The organism is Cobetia sp. MC34 (assembly GCF_018340035.1).
In the GTDB taxonomy this organism is placed as follows: Bacteria; Pseudomonadota; Gammaproteobacteria; order Pseudomonadales; family Halomonadaceae; genus Cobetia; species Cobetia amphilecti.
Genome location: NZ_JADPPY010000028.1, coordinates 1 through 17,252, shown reverse-complemented (window position 1 = coordinate 17,252; position 17,252 = coordinate 1). Strand labels below are relative to the sequence as shown.

The 17,252-nt window shown below is 62.8% G+C and carries 14 protein-coding genes; 11 read left to right on the top strand and 3 right to left on the bottom strand.

Features of this window, described 5'->3' with window-relative positions; genetic code table 11:
* Positions 1-14: 14 nt before the first annotated feature.
* The 6 genes from atpD (at position 15) to rluF (ending at position 7,890) form a co-directional block, all read left to right on the top strand.
* Positions 15-1,388 (top strand): F0F1 ATP synthase subunit beta, encoded by a 1,374-nt coding sequence (atpD, locus tag IZU87_RS13375; RefSeq protein WP_043331716.1) that lies wholly within the window; start codon positions 15-17, stop codon positions 1,386-1,388.
* Between the two features lie 29 nt (positions 1,389-1,417).
* Positions 1,418-1,840, top strand: a complete 423-nt coding sequence (locus tag IZU87_RS13370) for a F0F1 ATP synthase subunit epsilon (RefSeq protein ID WP_054556360.1) — start codon at positions 1,418-1,420, stop codon at positions 1,838-1,840.
* 327 nt (positions 1,841-2,167) lie between these two features.
* On the top strand, positions 2,168-3,538 hold the full coding sequence (gene glmU, locus IZU87_RS13365; protein WP_213114847.1) for a bifunctional UDP-N-acetylglucosamine diphosphorylase/glucosamine-1-phosphate N-acetyltransferase GlmU: 1,371 nt from the start codon (positions 2,168-2,170) through the stop codon (positions 3,536-3,538).
* Between the two features lie 221 nt (positions 3,539-3,759).
* Positions 3,760-4,539, top strand: coding sequence for a DeoR/GlpR family DNA-binding transcription regulator (locus IZU87_RS13360; RefSeq protein ID WP_043331724.1), 780 nt, complete (start codon positions 3,760-3,762; stop codon positions 4,537-4,539).
* An 11-nt stretch (positions 4,540-4,550) separates the two neighbouring features.
* Complete coding sequence (gene glmS / locus IZU87_RS13355; protein ID WP_043331725.1) at positions 4,551-6,398, top strand: glutamine--fructose-6-phosphate transaminase (isomerizing); 1,848 nt, start codon at positions 4,551-4,553, stop codon at positions 6,396-6,398.
* A gap of 169 nt (positions 6,399-6,567) precedes the next feature.
* Positions 6,568-7,890, top strand: a complete 1,323-nt coding sequence (gene rluF, locus IZU87_RS13350; protein ID WP_213114846.1) for a 23S rRNA pseudouridine(2604) synthase RluF — start codon at positions 6,568-6,570, stop codon at positions 7,888-7,890.
* On the opposite strand, the gene IZU87_RS13345 is transcribed toward rluF, so the two are convergent.
* Positions 7,887-8,573 carry a YitT family protein gene (locus IZU87_RS13345; RefSeq protein ID WP_084589236.1) on the bottom strand — a complete coding sequence of 229 codons (687 nt, stop codon included), beginning with the start codon at positions 8,571-8,573 and terminating at the stop codon, positions 7,887-7,889. The two genes, rluF and IZU87_RS13345, sit on opposite strands and share 4 nt — an antisense overlap.
* Positions 8,574-8,803: 230 nt before the next feature.
* Here IZU87_RS13345 and IZU87_RS13340 point away from each other — a divergent pair, with 230 nt between their 5' ends.
* Entirely contained in the window at positions 8,804-9,706 is a 903-nt protein-coding gene (locus IZU87_RS13340) for a DUF72 domain-containing protein (RefSeq protein ID WP_213114845.1), read from the top strand.
* A 350-nt stretch (positions 9,707-10,056) separates the two neighbouring features.
* Positions 10,057-11,424: a sodium-dependent transporter gene (locus IZU87_RS13335; protein ID WP_043331727.1), complete on the top strand. Its 1,368-nt coding sequence runs from the start codon at positions 10,057-10,059 to the stop codon at positions 11,422-11,424.
* 194 nt (positions 11,425-11,618) lie between these two features.
* Here IZU87_RS13335 and IZU87_RS13330 read toward each other — a convergent pair whose 3' ends face one another.
* Together IZU87_RS13330 and IZU87_RS13325 are read right to left on the bottom strand one after the other, a co-directional pair.
* Positions 11,619-11,990 carry a hypothetical protein gene (locus IZU87_RS13330; RefSeq protein WP_213114844.1) on the bottom strand — a complete coding sequence of 124 codons (372 nt, stop codon included), beginning with the start codon at positions 11,988-11,990 and terminating at the stop codon, positions 11,619-11,621.
* A gap of 39 nt (positions 11,991-12,029) precedes the next feature.
* Positions 12,030-12,254 carry a PA3496 family putative envelope integrity protein gene (locus IZU87_RS13325; protein ID WP_043331728.1) on the bottom strand — a complete coding sequence of 75 codons (225 nt, stop codon included), beginning with the start codon at positions 12,252-12,254 and terminating at the stop codon, positions 12,030-12,032.
* Positions 12,255-12,420: 166 nt separating this feature from the next.
* Here IZU87_RS13325 and hexR point away from each other — a divergent pair, with 166 nt between their 5' ends.
* From hexR to IZU87_RS13310, 3 genes are all read left to right on the top strand, one after another.
* Positions 12,421-13,287, top strand: a complete 867-nt coding sequence (gene hexR, locus IZU87_RS13320) for a transcriptional regulator HexR (protein ID WP_043331730.1) — start codon at positions 12,421-12,423, stop codon at positions 13,285-13,287.
* Positions 13,288-13,460: 173 nt separating this feature from the next.
* The gene (gene uvrD / locus IZU87_RS13315) at positions 13,461-15,683 is read left to right on the top strand and encodes a DNA helicase II (protein WP_043331731.1); all 2,223 of its coding nucleotides are present in this window, start codon (positions 13,461-13,463) and stop codon (positions 15,681-15,683) included.
* Between the two features lie 207 nt (positions 15,684-15,890).
* Positions 15,891-16,991 carry a TRAP transporter substrate-binding protein gene (locus tag IZU87_RS13310; protein WP_213114843.1) on the top strand — a complete coding sequence of 367 codons (1,101 nt, stop codon included), beginning with the start codon at positions 15,891-15,893 and terminating at the stop codon, positions 16,989-16,991.
* Positions 16,992-17,252 lie beyond the last annotated feature (261 nt).

The following is a 17,252-nucleotide window of genomic DNA, read 5'->3' as shown; positions in this document are numbered from 1 at the left end:
AAGAGGAACCAGGAATGAGCGGACGTATCGTACAAATCATCGGCGCGGTGATTGACGTCGAGTTTCCGCGGGACGCAGTGCCCAAGGTCTACGACGCCCTGAACGTCGCCGATAGCGAGACCGTACTCGAAGTCCAGCAGCAGCTGGGCGACGGCGTGGTCCGTACTATCGCAATGGGTTCGACCGAAGGCCTCAAGCGCAGTCTCGCAGTTGAGAGCACCGGTGCTCCGATCTCCGTGCCGGTCGGCACGGCGACTCTGGGTCGCATCATGAACGTGCTGGGTCAGCCGATCGACGAAGCTGGCGACGTGGGTGCTGAAGAGCACATGCCGATTCACCGTGCAGCCCCGAGCTTCGCGGAACAGGCAGCGTCCAACGAGCTTCTGGAAACCGGCATCAAGGTCATCGACCTGGTCTGCCCGTTCGCCAAGGGCGGCAAGGTCGGTCTGTTCGGCGGCGCCGGTGTCGGCAAGACCGTCAACATGATGGAGCTGATCCGCAACATCGCCACCGAGCACAGCGGTTATTCCGTGTTCGCGGGCGTGGGTGAGCGTACTCGTGAAGGTAACGATTTCTTCCACGAAATGAAGGAATCCAACGTTCTCGACAAGGTTGCCTTGGTCTATGGCCAGATGAACGAGCCGCCGGGTAACCGTCTGCGCGTGGCACTGACCGGTCTGACCATCGCCGAGAAGTTCCGTGACGAAGGTCGTGACGTTCTGCTGTTCGTCGACAACATCTATCGTTACACCCTGGCGGGGACCGAAGTGTCCGCACTGCTGGGTCGTATGCCGTCCGCGGTAGGTTATCAGCCGACTCTGGCGGAAGAGATGGGCGTCCTGCAGGAACGCATCACTTCTACCAAGACTGGCTCGATCACTTCCGTGCAGGCCGTTTACGTCCCCGCGGATGACTTGACCGATCCGTCTCCGGCGACCACCTTCTCGCACCTTGACGCGACTGTCGTACTGTCCCGTCAGATTGCCGAGCTGGGTATCTATCCGGCCGTTGACCCGCTCGACTCCACCTCTCGTCAGCTCGACCCGCTGGTCGTTGGCGAAGAGCACTACAACACTGCCCGTAACGTTCAGGGTGTGTTGCAGCGCTACAAGGAGCTGAAAGACATCATCGCCATCCTCGGGATGGACGAGCTGTCTGACGAAGACAAGCAGACCGTGGCACGTGCGCGTAAGATCCAGCGCTTCCTGTCACAGCCGTTCTTCGTTGCGGAAATCTTCACCGGCGCGCCGGGCAAGTACGTGTCCCTCAAGGACACCATCCGCGGCTTCCAGGGTATCCTGGACGGCGAATATGACGCACTGCCGGAGCAGGCGTTCTACATGGTCGGCACCATCGACGAAGCTGTCGAGAAAGCCAAGGGCATGTAATTTCCCTGTTCAGGCATGAGGAAACAGGTATGGCTATGAGCGTCCATTGCGACATCGTCAGCGCTGAGAAAGGCATCTTTTCCGGCCTAGTCGAGCGTCTCGTGGCTGCCGGCAGCGAAGGTGACCTCGGCATCATGCCGGGTCACGCTCCGCTGCTGACCGAGCTGCAACCCGGCCCGATTCGCGTTCAGCGTCAGGGTGGGGCCGAGGAAATCTACTACGTCAGTGGCGGATTCCTCGAAGTGCAGCCGAACCTCGTTTCAGTCCTCGCCGACACCGCAGTACGTGCCGACGATCTGGATGAGGCGGCAGCCCAGGAAGCCAAGGAAGTGGCCTTGAAGGCCATGAACGACCAGGCTTCCGAACTGGAATACTCACGCGCCACGGCCGAACTGGCCGAGGCGATGGCCAAGCTGCGCACCGTGCAGCAGATGCGTCGTCACACGCGCTGAGATGCACTGGGCCATGACGGCCAGTGACAGGAAAGAGGCGACCTTCGGGTCGCCTTTTTTTGTGCTCATCACCCGGGAATAGACTGTCTTGCCGCCAGGGTAGCCTGGCGTGATTCAAGGTTGAGCGTGCTCATCCGTCAGCACCTTGAGCGCTGAGCCGCTTGGCTGAGAGCCCTTGCGCGAGCACTGCTACTTTCTCGGGTCTGTTCTCGGCGACAGTCCCGTGGGTAAACCTCGTCACTGGCAGGTCACGGATCAGCTGCTATCATGGCGCCACTATTTTCAGGGCTTCAGGTATGAAGACCCGCTTTCTACAGGAGTTCACCGATGAGCAGCGCAGAGCGTACCGACGTCGTCATTCTTGCCGCAGGTCAGGGCACCCGCATGCGTTCCAAATTGCCGAAGGTGCTGCACCCGTTGGCAGGCAAGGCGATGGTGCGTCATGTAGCTGACACCGCTGCAGGCCTGGACGGTGCGCATCTGAATGTCGTCATCGGTCATGGTGGTGAGCGCGTTCAGCAGCAGCTGGCCGATACCGGTGCCAGCTTCGCGGTGCAGGCAGAGCAGAAGGGCACCGGTCACGCCGTGGCCCAGTCACTGGACGCCATCGGTGATGGCAAGGTGCTGATCCTGTATGGCGATGTGCCGCTGATTCGTCGCGAGACCCTCGAAGCGCTGCTGGCCGAAGTCAGTGAGCAGACTCTGGGCCTGCTGACGGTGATTCTGGAAGACCCGACAGGCTATGGCCGTATCGTGCGTGACTCCGAAGGCCGCGTCAGCGCCATCGTCGAGCACAAGGATGCCACGCCGGAGCAGCTGGCCATCCAGGAAGGCAACACCGGTATCCTCGCTACCACCGGTGCCCAGCTCAAGCGCTGGCTGCCGGCGCTGTCCGCCGACAATGCCCAGGGCGAGTACTACCTGACCGACATCATCGCCATGGCAGCCAGCGAAGGCGTCAACATCGCCACCGCCCAGCCGGCGGCGGTCGAGGAAGTGCAGGGCGTGAACAACCGCCTGCAGCTGGCCGATCTCGAGCGTGCCTTCCAGCGTCGTGAGGCCAACCGCCTGATGACCGAAGGCGCCAGCCTGGCCGATCCGTCACGCATCGACGTACGCGGCAATCTGACCATCGGCACTGACATCAGCATCGATGTCGGCTGCATCTTCGAAGGCGACGTCACCCTGGCGGATGATGTGGTCATCGGTGCCCACTGCGTGATCCGCAATGCCACCATCGGTGCCGGCGCCAACATCGCGCCGCACAGCGTCATCGACGGCGCCGTGCTGGAAGGCGACAACAACGTCGGTCCGTTCGCGCGTCTGCGTCCGGGCACCGAGCTTGCCCGTGGCGCACGCATCGGCAACTTCGTCGAGACCAAGAATGCCCAGGTCGGTGTCGATGCCAAGATCAATCACCTGAGCTATGTCGGCGATGCCACCCTCGGTGAGGCCGTCAATGTCGGCGCCGGCACCATCACCTGCAACTACGATGGTGCCAACAAGTTCCGCACCGAAATCGGCGCCAATGCCTTCATCGGCTCCAACTCGGCGCTGGTGGCACCGCTCAAGATCGGTGCCGGTGCCACCGTGGGTGCCGGTTCTACCTTGAGCCGCGATGTCGCCGAGGGCGCGCTGAGCGTGGCGCGTGGCAAGCGCATCGACAAGCCGGAATGGCCGCGTCCGACCAAAAAGTGATCGGCAGCTGTGATCGGCAGTTGTGGTAGCGATGCCTGCTCCTGAGGGGAGATGAGCATCACCGGCGGGGAGGCACCGACAGGTGTCTCCCCGTTTTTCGTCACGGCCGGTTGTGCTGGACGACCTGCCGGGAGTGAATCGTCTCATCCTCTATCGTCTTTCACTTGATGTTTCGATTCATCTCTCTTATCTTTCGGTTCGAAACTTTATGGGATTCCCCGATGTCAAAGCGACTGACACCACAACGGCGTCACCAGATCCTTGATCAGCTGGCGCGTGACGGTGAGGTCAGTGTCGAGGCACTGGCGCGGGAGCTTGCCACCTCGGAGGTCACCATCCGCAAGGACCTGGCCTTCCTCGAGAAGAGTGGCCTGCTGCTCAGACGCTATGGCGGCGCCGTGGCCATGCCGCGTGAGCTGCTGGTGCATGACGAGCCGGTCAGCGCCGCCAAGCAGGCCATCGCCCGTCTCGCCGCGAGCCGTATCCGCGCGCACCAGCGCATCATCATCGACAGCGGCACCACCACGGTGGTGTTGATTCCCGAGCTCAAGGGCCGGGATGACCTGATCGTGATGACCAACTCGCTGAGCGTGGCCAATGCCATCCGCGAGCTGGAAAACGAGCCGGTGCTGCTGATGACCGGTGGCACCTGGGACCCGCACTCCGATTCCTTCCAGGGGCAGGTGGCGGAGCAGGTGCTGCGCAGCTATGACTTTGATCAGGTGTTTCTCGGCGCGGATGGTCTCGATCTCGAGCGTGGCACCACCACCTTCAACGAGCTGATCGGCCTGTCGCGTGTGATGGCCGAGGTGTCGCGTGAAGTGGTGGTGATGGCGGAATCCCACAAGCTGGGCCGCCGCATTCCCAACCTGGAGCTGGCCTGGTCCAGCGTCAGTACCCTGATAACCGATGACGCGTTGCCTGATGCTGCGCGTGACCAGATTCGTGCTCATGGCGTCGAGGTGTTGATCGCCCCGCTCATCGAGCCAGCAACTGCATAAGGAGATCGCTCATGTGTGGCATCGTCGGCGCCGTCGCCAGTCGTAACGTCCAGAACATCCTGCTCGAGGGCCTGCACCGCCTCGAATACCGTGGTTATGACAGTGCGGGCATGGCCGTCCTCTCCGAAGAGGGTCGCCTGAACCGCGTGCGCGCGCTGGGCAAGGTCGGGGCGTTGCAAAGCCGCCTCGAGGAAGCTCCGCTCAAGGGGCGTGTCGGCATCGCGCACACCCGCTGGGCCACCCATGGCGCGCCGAGCGAAGCCAATGCCCACCCGCACCAGTCCGGCGATAGCCTGGCCGTGGTCCACAACGGCATCATCGAGAATTACGAGACCCTCAAGCGCGAGCTGGAAGGCCAGGGCTACGTCTTCACCTCCGAGACGGACACCGAGGTCGTCGCTCACCTGTTGGCGCGGGAATACACCCTGAGTCAGGACCTTCTGACCGCGGTGCAGAAGGCCGTGGCGCTGCTCGATGGCGCCTTCGCGCTGGGCGTGGTGCATCGCGCCCAGCCGGACGTGCTGATCGGCGCGCGTCAGGGCAGCCCGCTGGTGATCGGTGTCGGGATCGACGAGCACTTTTTGGCCTCCGATCAGCTGGCGCTGCTGCAGGTCACCGATCGCTTCATCTACCTGAAGGAAGGCGATCTGGTGCGCATGACCGCCGAGCAGATCGAGATCTTCGAGCAGGGCGAGCGTCTGGTCACCGAGGCCAACGAGCGTCCGGTGCAGACCTTCGAGCACGCGCAGGATGCCGCTTCCAAGGGCGATTACCGCCACTTCATGCTCAAGGAAATCCATGAGCAGTCGCGTGTGCTGGCCGCCACGCTGGAAGGCCGCCTGAACGGTGATCACGTGCTGGTGCGCAGCTTCGGCAGCGAGGCGGAAAACCTCTTCCGCCAGGTCAAGCAGGTGCAGATCGTCGCCTGTGGTACCAGCTACCACGCCGGCATGGTCGCGCGTTACTGGATCGAGCGTCTGGCCGGCATTCCGGCGGCGGTCGAGGTCGCCTCCGAGTTCCGCTACCGTCCGGTGGTGGTCGCCGATGGCACCCTGTTCGTCACTCTGTCCCAGTCCGGCGAGACCGCCGATACGCTGTCCGCGCTGCGTTATGCCCAGTCGCTGGGTGGCTTCCTCGGCAGTCTGGCGATCTGCAACGTCCCGGGCAGCTCGCTGGTGCGGGAATCAGACCTCAGCCTGATGACCATGGCCGGCCCGGAAATCGGCGTCGCCTCCACCAAGGCCTTCACCACCCAGCTGGTCGGCCTGATGCTGCTGACACTGTCGCTGCGTCGTGTGCGTGGCGGTGATGAGGCCGGTGAAGCCGAGGTGGTACGCGAGCTGCGTCAGCTGCCCTCTCTGGTCACCAAGGCACTGGCCATGGACAGCGAGATCGAGCGTCTTTCCGAGGCCTTCGCCGACAAGCACAATGCACTGTTCCTCGGGCGTGGTACCCAGTTCCCCATCGCACTGGAAGGCGCGCTCAAGCTCAAGGAAATCTCCTACATCCACGCCGAGGCCTATCCGGCGGGTGAGCTGAAACACGGCCCGCTGGCACTGGTCGATGCTGACATGCCGGTAGTGGCGGTGGCGCCGAATGACGAGCTGCTCGAGAAGCTCAAGTCGAACCTGCAGGAAGTGCGCGCGCGTGGCGGCGAGCTTTACGTGTTCGCTGACGAGAACATCAGCCTTGAAGAGAGCGAAGGCGTGCGCGTGCTGCGCATGCCGCATGTCAGCGAAGTGCTGGCGCCGATTCTCTACACCCTGCCGCTGCAGCTGCTGTCCTATCACGTCGCCGTGCTCAAGGGCACCGATGTCGATCAGCCGCGCAACCTGGCCAAGAGTGTCACGGTCGAGTAATTTGCGACGCAATGCTGCTGCGTCATGTCTGACGCAGCAGCAGATGAGCCCAGTCTCATTGTGCCAACGGCAGCCTCAGGGCTGCCGTTTTTGGTATCCTGTGCGCCTGCCTTCTTATCCCCTTCCGTCCGCTGCGCGTTCATCGCCCGGCGCACGCACGTGACCTGCCATGACTGATCGCGACGCATCGCTTACCCGCCTCAACAAGTTCATCAGCGAAACGGGCTTCTGCTCGCGGCGCGAGGCGGATCGCTACATCGCCGAAGGACGAGTGACCATCAATGGTGTCGTGCCCGAAATGGGCACCAAGGTCGCGCCGGGCGATGAGGTGCTGGTCAATGGCAAGCCATTGAAAGCCAAGCAGGAAGCGGTCTACCTGGCCTTCAACAAGCCGGTGGGCATCACCTGTACCACCGAGCGCCATGTCGACGGCAACATCATCGATTACATCGGTCATCCCAAGCGCATCTTCCCGATCGGTCGCCTCGACAAGCCCTCCGATGGCCTGATCTTCCTGACCAGTGACGGCGATATCGTCAACAAGATCCTGCGTGCCGGCAATGCCCACGAGAAGGAATACGTGGTGCGGGTCGACAAGCCGATCAACGGCGACTTCCTCAAGCGCATGGCCGCTGGCGTGCCGATTCTGGACACCATCACCCAGCCGTGTCGCATCGAGCAGATCTCGACCTATGTGTTCCGCATCATTTTGACCCAGGGCCTCAACCGTCAGATCCGTCGCATGTGTGAGGCGCTGGGCTATGAGGTCTTCAAGCTCAAGCGGGTGCGCATCATGAATGTCAGCCTGGACGGGCTGGGAGTCGGCGAATGGCGGTATCTCACCCAGCGCGAGATGGCGGATATCCAGCAGATGATCGAGGGCTCCAGCGGCACTGAGGAAGCCTCGCGCCTGGCGGCGGCACCGCCTCCTTCCCAGCATGCGACGGCCGCGCGCCATCAGCGCGCCGCCCAGGATACGGACGCTGGGCGGCGTAGCGGGACTCGGCGTCAGGAAGGCGGCAAGAGCGGATCCGGCCAGCGCGACACACGCCAGCGCAGTTCAGATCAGCGCAGCCCTGATAAACGCGAGACACGTCAGCGCGGTGCTGATCAACGCCATCCGGGCCAGCGTTCAGGCGCTCCTCAGGCAGGAGCCAAGCAAGAGGGTGCAGGGCGTCGCGAGCGTTCTGACGAGCGCACCACGGGGCGTGGCAATCAGGAAGGCAGAAGCGACGGCAGGAATTCCAGCAGGAATGCCACCAAGAGTGCGGGCGGCGCCGGCAAGCTCGCCAGCGGACTCAAGCCGCGCACGCGTGGCAATGCCAGTGATGGCCGCAATGAGCGTGGCGCGGGCAACAGTAAGGGCTCTGTAAACAAGGGCGGCGGCAGCAAGAGTTACGGCAACACGAGCTCGGGGAAAAACAGCCCGGCTGGCAAGGGCGCCTCGTACAAGGGTGGCGGTTCCTCCAACGGGGGACGCGGTCGCCGCTAGTGAGCCGTCTGCACCTGCTTGTCATGCGCCGGTGAGGCAGGCTGTGCGGTATGAGGCGTGCGGCGATGGTAGCGGCCCAGCACGAAGGACAGTGTCGCGAATGCCAGCGCCGAGCAGATGACCTGTGGCCAGGGGTAGACCAGCGCGGCGATCGCGATCAGCAGCAGGTCGAAGGCGAAGGTGGTGCGACCGGCATGGATGCCGAAGCGTCGCTCCAGATGCAGCGCCAGAATGTTCAGGCCGCCCAGCGAGGCGTTCTCGCGAAACAGCAGCGTGATGCCCAGGCCGATCAACAGGCCTGCGGCAATCGCTGCGACCGGCAGGCTGACGGCGCCCAGCGGCAAGCTGACCGCCAGCACATCGGACAGCACGGAGAGCAGGCTGACGCAGCCCAGCGTGCGCAGAGTGAAATTCAGCCCCAGCTGTTTCCAGGCCAGGCCGTAGAAAGGCAGGTTGATCAGGAAGAACAGGCTGCCGAAGCTCAGTGCTGTCAGGTCGGCACCCAGCAACGACATGCCGGCAGTGCCACTGACCAGCAGGCCACCGGCCTGCAGCAGGCGTACGCCGAGCGCCACCAGCAGGCAGCCCTCGATGAGCGTGATCAGGCTGCGCAGGGTGATGGCATTTGCCGCGCGAGAGCGGCTGCCGCTGGCGCGCAGAATGAGTCGTTGGAAAGCAGTCATGACAGGCTCCGGGGTATGGGCAGTCAACAAGAGTGTCTTCCGGCGCGGCTTGTGGCTGGCAGGAAGCGGAGTCAGGGCGGTGGGTGGACCGCCTGCTGACGTGTCATGCAGGATGCGGACCATAGCACGCCGTGATGACAGTTTTTATTGTGCTTACGTCGCTCTGGCAGACGATATTCTTCGGCTTGTTGGCTCTTTGACCCTTATATTCCTCTAGTTCTGGCCTCTTCATGCACCATTTTCATGCAGCCTCCGCACCGTCGGATGCCTCGCACTCGGCGGGGCATCTTCATCTCGGCCTCGCGATGTGGGCCAATGATGACTGGCGCGGCAGCCTGCTGCCGGGCAGCGGCCCGCGGGAACATCTGGCGGATTACGCCCGGGTCTTCGATAGCGTCGAGGGCAATACCAGTTTCTATGCCCAACCCACGCCTGCTGCCATCGCCAGCTGGGCACGTCAGGCGCCGGCCAATTTTCGCTTCTGCTTCAAGTTGCCGGGCCGACTGACTCATGAATTGCGCCTGCAGGGCATCGAGCACGAGCTGGCGGAATTTCTCGATTGCCTGGCGCCGATAAAGGACCGCCTCGGTCCGATCATGATTCAGCTGCCGCGTGACCTCGGGGCGGAAGTCCTGCCACGCCTCGAGCAATTCCTGCAGTCGGTGAAGGGAGCAGGGCTTGCCTGGTCGGTGGAGCCCCGCGACCCGGTATTCTTCGCCAAGGGCGAGGCGGAACGACAGTTGAATCGCTTGTTGATAACTCACGCAGTCGATCGCGTGATGCTGGATGTGCGTCCACTCTTCAGTGGCCCCACCACCTCGCATCCGGGCCTTGCGGTGGCGCGCTCGGAAAAGCCTCACCGCCCATTGCATGTGTTCTCCAGCGGACAACATCCCGTGGTGCGCTTCATCGGTCATTACGATGAAGCCACCAACCGGGCACTGTTCGCTCCCTGGGTAGAGCGACTTTTCTTGTGGATAAGTCAGGGGAAAAGCCCGTTCCTCTTCGTGCATACACCGGACAACAAGGCAGCACCCGCGCTGGCACGCCTGTTGGCCAACCAGGTGCTGGCGAAACTGGACCGCCCCTTGATCGGGGCCTTTCCGGGAGAGGGGCAGGGCAGCCTGTTCTGACGCTCCACCTGGCCGTGAGGTTTCTCCTGTGAGGCCATGGTCTGATGGTGGCTTGCTGGCAGATGGCCCCTCAATCGAGTAGCTTTAGCCACATGTTGCCGTTACCGCGGCGATATTTACCGGAGATGGGCAGTCTGCCCGTTCCGGCGTGCCTATCGGCACTTGCCCGTCATTCCCCACGACCTACCCGGTCAGCGTGAATGCCGGGAGCACCACAGCAGTGATCCTGCGACGCCATCGTGTTGGCCACGGATGATCCGTCCGCATTGGCAGCATGATGCAACAAGCACAACAAGGTGCCCGAAGTCGCTACCAGCGACTGGCACCCTCGCGACGAATCAGGGATTCACATGTCATCCAAACCGCATTCCCACGCACAGTGGTCTTCTCGCCTGGCCTTTACCCTGGCTGCCGTCGGTTCATCCGTCGGTCTGGGCAATATCTGGAAATTCCCCTACATGACAGGTGAGAGCGGCGGCGGTGCCTTCGTCCTCGTCTATCTGATCTGCATCCTGCTGATCGGTCTGCCGATCCTGATGTCGGAATGGCTGCTGGGCCGTCTGGGGCAGAAGAACCCCATCTCGACCATGAGCCACATCAGTGCCCGGCTCAAACGCAGTCCCGCCTGGGTCTTGATCGGGGTGGCCGGCGTGCTCGGCGCCTACCTGATCCTGTCCTTCTACAGTGTCATCGGCGGCTGGGCGCTGGCCTTCATCGCCGACGCGGCCAGCGGCAGTTTCGAAACCCTGACCTCTGACACGGCCGGTAGCCTGTTCGGCGGTCTGCTGGGGGACCCGACCACACTGCTGGCCTGGCACAGTGCCTTCATGCTGATGGTGATCCTGGTCGTGGCTGGCGGGGTCGCCGGCGGCTTGGAGCGTGCCGCCAAGATCCTGATGCCGCTGCTGGCGGTGATGTTGATCGTGCTGGTCGGCTACGCCGCCACCACCGATGGCTTCGCTGATGCGGCCGCCTGGCTGCTGACGCCGGACTTCTCCAAGCTCGACAAGGATGGCGTGCTGGCGGCCATGGGGCATGCCTTCTTCACCCTGTCACTGGGCATGGGCATCATGATGGCCTACGGCTCCTACCTGTCCGATGACGTCAACATCGGGCGTACCGCGCTGGTCGTGGTGGTGCTGGATACCGTCATCGCCCTGCTGGCCGGTCTGGCCATCTTCCCGGTGGTGTTCTCCAACGGCCTCGACGCCGCTGCGGGCCCGGGCCTGATCTTCCAGACCCTGCCGCTGGCCTTCGGCCACATGCCGGGCGGTGAAGTCTTTGGCGTGGTGTTCTTCGTGCTGCTGGTATTCGCGGCCTGGACCTCAGGCATCTCGCTGCTGGAGCCCATCGTCGAATGGCTGGAAGAGAAGACGCCGATGTCTCGCGTCGGCTCGGCCTGGGTCGCGGGTATCGCCACCTGGCTGCTGGGCATCGCCACCATCCTGTCCTTCAACCTGTGGAGTGACGTGGCGCCGCTGGGCATGTTCGCCAAGTTCGAAGGCATGACCATCTTCGACCTGCTCGACTACGCGACCAGCAAGCTGATGCTGCCGCTGACCGGTCTGGCGACCATCGTCTTCGTCGGCTGGTTCATGGGTCGTGACGAGGTGCGCAGCCAGCTCAACATGAGCGACTCGGCCTTCTCGCTGTGGAGCTTCGTGGCGCGCTATATCGCCCCGATCGGTGTGGTCGTGGTGTTCGCGTCCAGCCTGTAGGTCTCGAGAGATCTCGAGAGATCTCGTGAAACACTTGCCATGACATGTCTCAGGCCTGTCATGGCAGGCAATGCGAAAGGCCCGCCATCCGGCGGGCCTTTCCTGTTTCTGAGCCTGGAGAATCTCAACCCGGTCGCGCGCTTGCCTGGCAGGCGTCATGGCTGGGTAGCGCTGCGCTGCGTGGCCGTTGTCTGTCATTCGTTTGACGTAGAAGATTCATCCTTTCCGAGAGGAAAAGTCGCCATCAGGCGTGAGCCTGGTTTCAGGTATTGAGAGGCGCATGGCGGCGGATACGCACTGAAATGGTGCATCAAGGATGATGGCGGCACGCGATAGAGGAGAAATGTGACAAACAAAAGAAGAGCGGTGGGGCGGAAAATGAGGTGAGAAAAAACGAATATTTCGGGATTGATGAGCAGGGCATCGGGCATGACAGCGCAGAAGGCGTTTCTGTCAGGGGTGATGATGCTGAAATTGCGCGAGAGGGGAGTACGACCATGCTCGAAAGAGATGGTGGAGGGTGTCGCATGGAGCCCGAACCCTGGCGGATCAGAGCGTGAAAACATCACTGATCGGCGGGGAGCGTATCGCCTCCCCGCCTGGAATCAGTGGGTGTCGATATCGCTTTCAGTATCCATTTCCAGCACTTCGATGTCGCTTAAATCCTCGCTTAGGCGCTTGATTTCGTTGTGCAATTCTATTCCACGCCGGGCGCGGAGATGGCGGACTGCGCTTTGTTTCTTGCGGGCCTGATGTTCGTCGGCACCGAGAGTCATGAAAATATCGAGAAGCTCTTTCTTGAGCGTATCTACCTGCTCTGAATTACGCATGATTCGACCTCCATGGCATCCAAAGGATGTGGGCTTTCACTGGCGCCACACCGTTTTACTATAGCTCACTTGACAAAATTGTGACTATAGCCTGCCTGTGCAGGCGACACCCCTGGGGGGATGACGTAAGCTCAGGCATGCCCATGAAGTCTGCAAGGAGTGTGCCGTGAGCCATGCCATCTTCGACGACCTGAGGAGCCGGATGGAGAATTTCCGCCGCTCTGAACAAAAGGTCGCACGCTATGTCCTTCGCCATCCGGAGGAAGTGATTCACATGCGGATCGTCGATCTGGCCAGCGAGTCATCGGTCAGTGAGCCGACGGTCGTGCGTTTCTGTCGGGCAATGGGCTTCGCCGGCTTCCAGGATTTCAAGCTGCAGCTGGCGCAACGCCTCGCCACCGGTACCCAGTTCGCCCAGTTCTCAATGAATGACTCCGACAGCGTGGCCGAGTTCTCGCACTCGCTGTTCGATTCCACCATCGGCACCCTGCTGTCGGTGCGTGACCGCCTGGACGCCGAAGCCGTCGCGCGCGCCATCCACTCGCTGGCCTCCGCCAGCCGGGTCGAGTTCTACGGCTATGGTGCCTCGGGCGCCGTGGCTCACGATGCCCAGCACAAGTTCTTCCGCCTGCAGATCTCCACCGCCGCCTACACCGACCCGCACATGCAGAACATGTCAGCGGTGACGCTGGGGCCGCGCGACGTGGTGGTGGCCATCTCCCAGACCGGCCGCACCAAGGCGCTGATCGCCAGCGTGCGTCTGGCGCGGGACGCCGGCGCGACCGTCATCGGGCTGTGCCCGAGTGGTTCGCCACTGGCGGATGAAGTCACGCTGCCGCTGCACATCGATGTGCACGAAGACACCGAGATCTACACTCCGATGAGCTCGCGTATCGCGCACCTGGTGATCGTCGATACGCTGGCGGTCGGTGTCGCCAAGGCGCGTGGACCCAAGCTCAAGGAGCAGCTGGAGGCGGTCAAGAAGAGCCTCGCCACCCTGCGCATCGACGACCACGACTTCGATACCCACTGAGCACCGCCCGGGCGTCATCTATCTTGAAGGCAAGTGCAAGGCACGTATGTGCAAGGAAGGCCGGCGCGGGGAAGAGCAGGGCAGGCCGCTGTGATAAGGTGGATGCCTGAACAGGGGCAGCGAATCTCACGCTGCTCCGCTCCTCGACTCCTCTGCCCTGTGGTGAGCCCTGCATGTCCGAATCGCCCCTCCTCGATCACCTCAACACGCATCAGCGTGAGGCCGTGTCCGCGCCGCCGGGCAACATGCTGGTACTGGCGGGGGCCGGTTCCGGCAAGACCCGCGTGCTGGTTCACCGCATCGCCTGGTTGATGGACCAATACCAGTTCTCGCCCTACGCCATCCTGTCGGTGACCTTCACCAACAAGGCCTCGCGGGAGATGCGCACGCGTCTCGAGGCGCTCAATGGCAGCAGCCTGCGCCACATGTGGGTCGGCACCTTCCACTCCATCAGTCATCGTCTGCTGCGCACCCACTGGCAGGAGGCGCGCCTGCCCGAGCACTTCCAGATCATCGACAGCGATGACCAGCTGCGCATGGTCAAGCGGCTGCTCAAGGAGCACAACGTCGATGACGAGCGCTGGCCGCCCAAGCAGGTCCAGTACTTCATCGCCGGCTGCAAGGAGGAAGGTCTGCGCGCCCATCAGGTGCAGACCCATGGCGATGCCTACATGGGCAAGATGGTCGAGATGTATGAGCTCTATCAGCTCGCCTGTGAACGCGGCGGGCTGGTCGATTTCGGTGAGCTGCTGCTGCGCTCGCTGGAGCTGCTGCGCGATACGCCGCACCTGCTGGCGCATTACCGCGAGCGCTTCGCCCACCTGCTGGTCGACGAGTTCCAGGATACCAACACCCTGCAGTACGCCTGGCTGAAGCTGCTGGCCGGTGATCGCGAGTGCATGACCGTGGTCGGCGATGATGACCAGTCCATCTACGGCTGGCGTGGCGCGCGGGTCGAGAACATCCAGCGCTTTACCGAGGAGTTCGCCAACACCCGCGTGGTGCGTCTGGAGCAGAACTACCGCTCCTCCAGCGCCATTCTGGAGGCCGCCAACGCCCTGATCAGCCACAACGGCGGGCGCATGGGCAAGGAGCTGTGGACCGACAGCGGTCGCGGCGAGCGCATTCGTGTCTATGCCGGCTTCAATGACATCGATGAGTCGCGCTACATCGCCGATACCATCCGTGAGCTGGTCAATGAGCATGGCTACAGCCGCGACGAGATCGCGATCCTGTATCGCTCCAACGCCCAGTCACGCGTGCTGGAGGAGACGCTGATCCGCCAGGGCATGCCGTATCGCATCTATGGCGGCCAGCGCTTCTACGAGCGTCTCGAGATCAAGAACGCGCTCGCCTACCTGCGTCTGATGAACAACCGCGAGGACGATGCCGCCCTGGAGCGCGTGATCAACGTGCCGGCGCGTGGCATCGGCATGCGCACCGTCGAGCAGCTGCGCGAGCGCGCACGCTACGGCAACCTGACCATGTGGCAGGCAATGAGCGATGCAGTCTCCGATGGCGCCCTCAAGGGACGCGCCGCCACCGCCGTGCGAGCCTTCGCCGACATCATCGATGGCCTCGACAACGACACCGCCGGCATGGCGCTGCATGAGCTGGTCGAGCACGTCATCCACGTCTCCGGCCTGCGTGAGCATCACGCCGCCGAGAAGGGCGAGAAGGGCCAGGCGCGCCTCGAGAACCTCTCGGAGCTGGTCAACGCCTGCCGCGCCTTCAGTCAGGGCGAGCGCATGGACCCGGAAGCTCCCAGCGAAGGGGCCGAGGCGCTGGAGCCCTTCCTCGCCGAAGCCGCGCTGGATGCCGGCGATCACGAAGCCGCCGAAGGCGAGGAATGCGTGCAGATGATGACGCTGCACTCCGCCAAGGGGCTCGAATTCCCGGTGGTATTCGTCGCCGGGGTCGAGGAGGGGCTGTTCCCGCACAAGATGTCGCTGGAAGAGCCGGGTCGTCTCGAGGAAGAGCGTCGCCTGTGCTACGTCGGTGTCACCCGCGCCATGCAGCGCCTCTACCTGACCTACGCCGAGCTGCGTCGCATGCACGGCAAGGAGACCTTCCAGCGGCCGTCGCGCTTCCTGCGTGAGCTGCCGGAAGAGTTGATGGAGGAGGTGCGTCTGCGTGGCCAGGTCTCGCGTCCGGTCTCCACCCAGCGCGCCACGCCGAATCGTCGTCCTTCCGGCCCGCGTCAGGAGAGTGTCGAGGCCAATGGCGACATGCCGGCACTCTCGCTCGGCAGCCTGGTGCGGCATCCGCTGTTCGGGGAAGGCGTGGTCATCAATGCCGAAGGTCAGGGCGAGCGCGCGCGCGTGCAGATCAGCTTCGAGGGCGAGGGCGACAAGTGGCTGGTGCTGGGCTTTGCCAAGCTGGAAGTGCTGAGCTGATCCTGCATTGATGGCAGACGCAGCCATGAGGCGCTGACAGCGGGCGCTGGCAAGAAGTGAAAAGCGGCACAGGGGGGCGCGGTATTCGTGCGCCATTACGGCCTTGGTGCAGTTGTGGGCCATCCATGGGTCGCGGCATAGTGGCAGACAATCTGCTGTCTTGATGCCGCGTCATGCATTGCCCACAACTCGAACAAGGAAAGTCCCATGCAACGCCGCCGTTTTCTCTCTGCTCTGGGGGCCGGTGCTGCCGGTCTCGCCGCCGCGCCTTTCGTGTCCACCGCCAATGCCGCCGAGGGCGAGACCATCCACTGGAAGATGGTCACCTCCTGGCCGAAGAACTTCCCGGCACTGGGCACCGGTGCCAATGAATTCGCCAGCCTGATCGGTCAGCTCTCCGGCGGCCGCCTGCAGGTCAAGGTCTATGGTGCCGGCGAGATGGTACCGGCGCTGGAAGTCTTCGATGCCGTGTCCTCCGGTACCGCCCAGATGGGCCACTCGGCCTCCTACTACTGGAAAGGCAAGGTGCCCGCGGCCCAGTTCTTCACCGCCGTGCCCTTCGGCATGAACACCACCGAGACCAACGCCTGGCTGTATCACGGCGATGGCATGAAGCTGTGGGACGAGATCTACTCGCGCCACAACCTCAAGCCGCTGGCGGTGGGCAACACCGGCACCCAGATGGCCGGCTGGTTCAACAAGGAAGTGAACAGTCTCGAGGACATGAAGGGTCTGAAGATTCGCCTGCCGGGGCTGGCAGGCGAAGTGATGAATCGCATCGGCGCCAGCGCGGTCAATCTGCCGGGCAGCGAGATCTTCACCGCGATGGAAACCGGCGTGATCGATGCCACCGACTGGGTCGGCCCCTACAATGATCTGGCCTTCGGCCTGCATCAGGTGGCCAAGTATTACTACTCGCCGGCCTGGAACGAGCCTTCCGCCATCCTCGAAGGCACCGTTAATCTCGAGGCTTGGCAGGCACTGCCGGAAGACCTGCAGCAGGTGGTGATCCAGGCGGCCAGAATCGCCAATCACGCCATGGTGGATGAATTCGCGCTGCGCAACGCCACTGCGCTGACCTCGCTGGTCGAGGAGCACGGTGTTGAGCTGCGTGAATTCCCTCAGGATGTCTATGCGGCGCTGTTCGATGCCTCCAACGAGGTGCTGGACGAGTTCATCGCCATGGACGAGGACGCCAGGCGCGTCTATGAGTCCTACCGCGCCTTCCAGCAGCAGGTCGCGCCCTGGTCGCGCATCGGTGAGCAGGCCTATCTGGATGCGCGTGGTCGGGTGCTGGGCGAAGCCTGAGCGAGTCTCTTTCCGACTGTCTGCCTGACTGTCTGAGCGCGTGACTGATTGTTGACGAAAAAGCCGCCCCTGAGGGCTAATGCCAGTCAGTTAAGCCTATTCTCCATAAGCTGATCATGAGACCTTCCTGTGCTAGGTACACTTATTATGGGAAGGTCTCATGCATTTCAGCGACGCCATTGATGCCATTGCCAAGGCGGCACCCGAGGATTTCTCCAGTCTATCTGAGGTGCTCTCTCCCGAACTCATCGACAGCTGTCT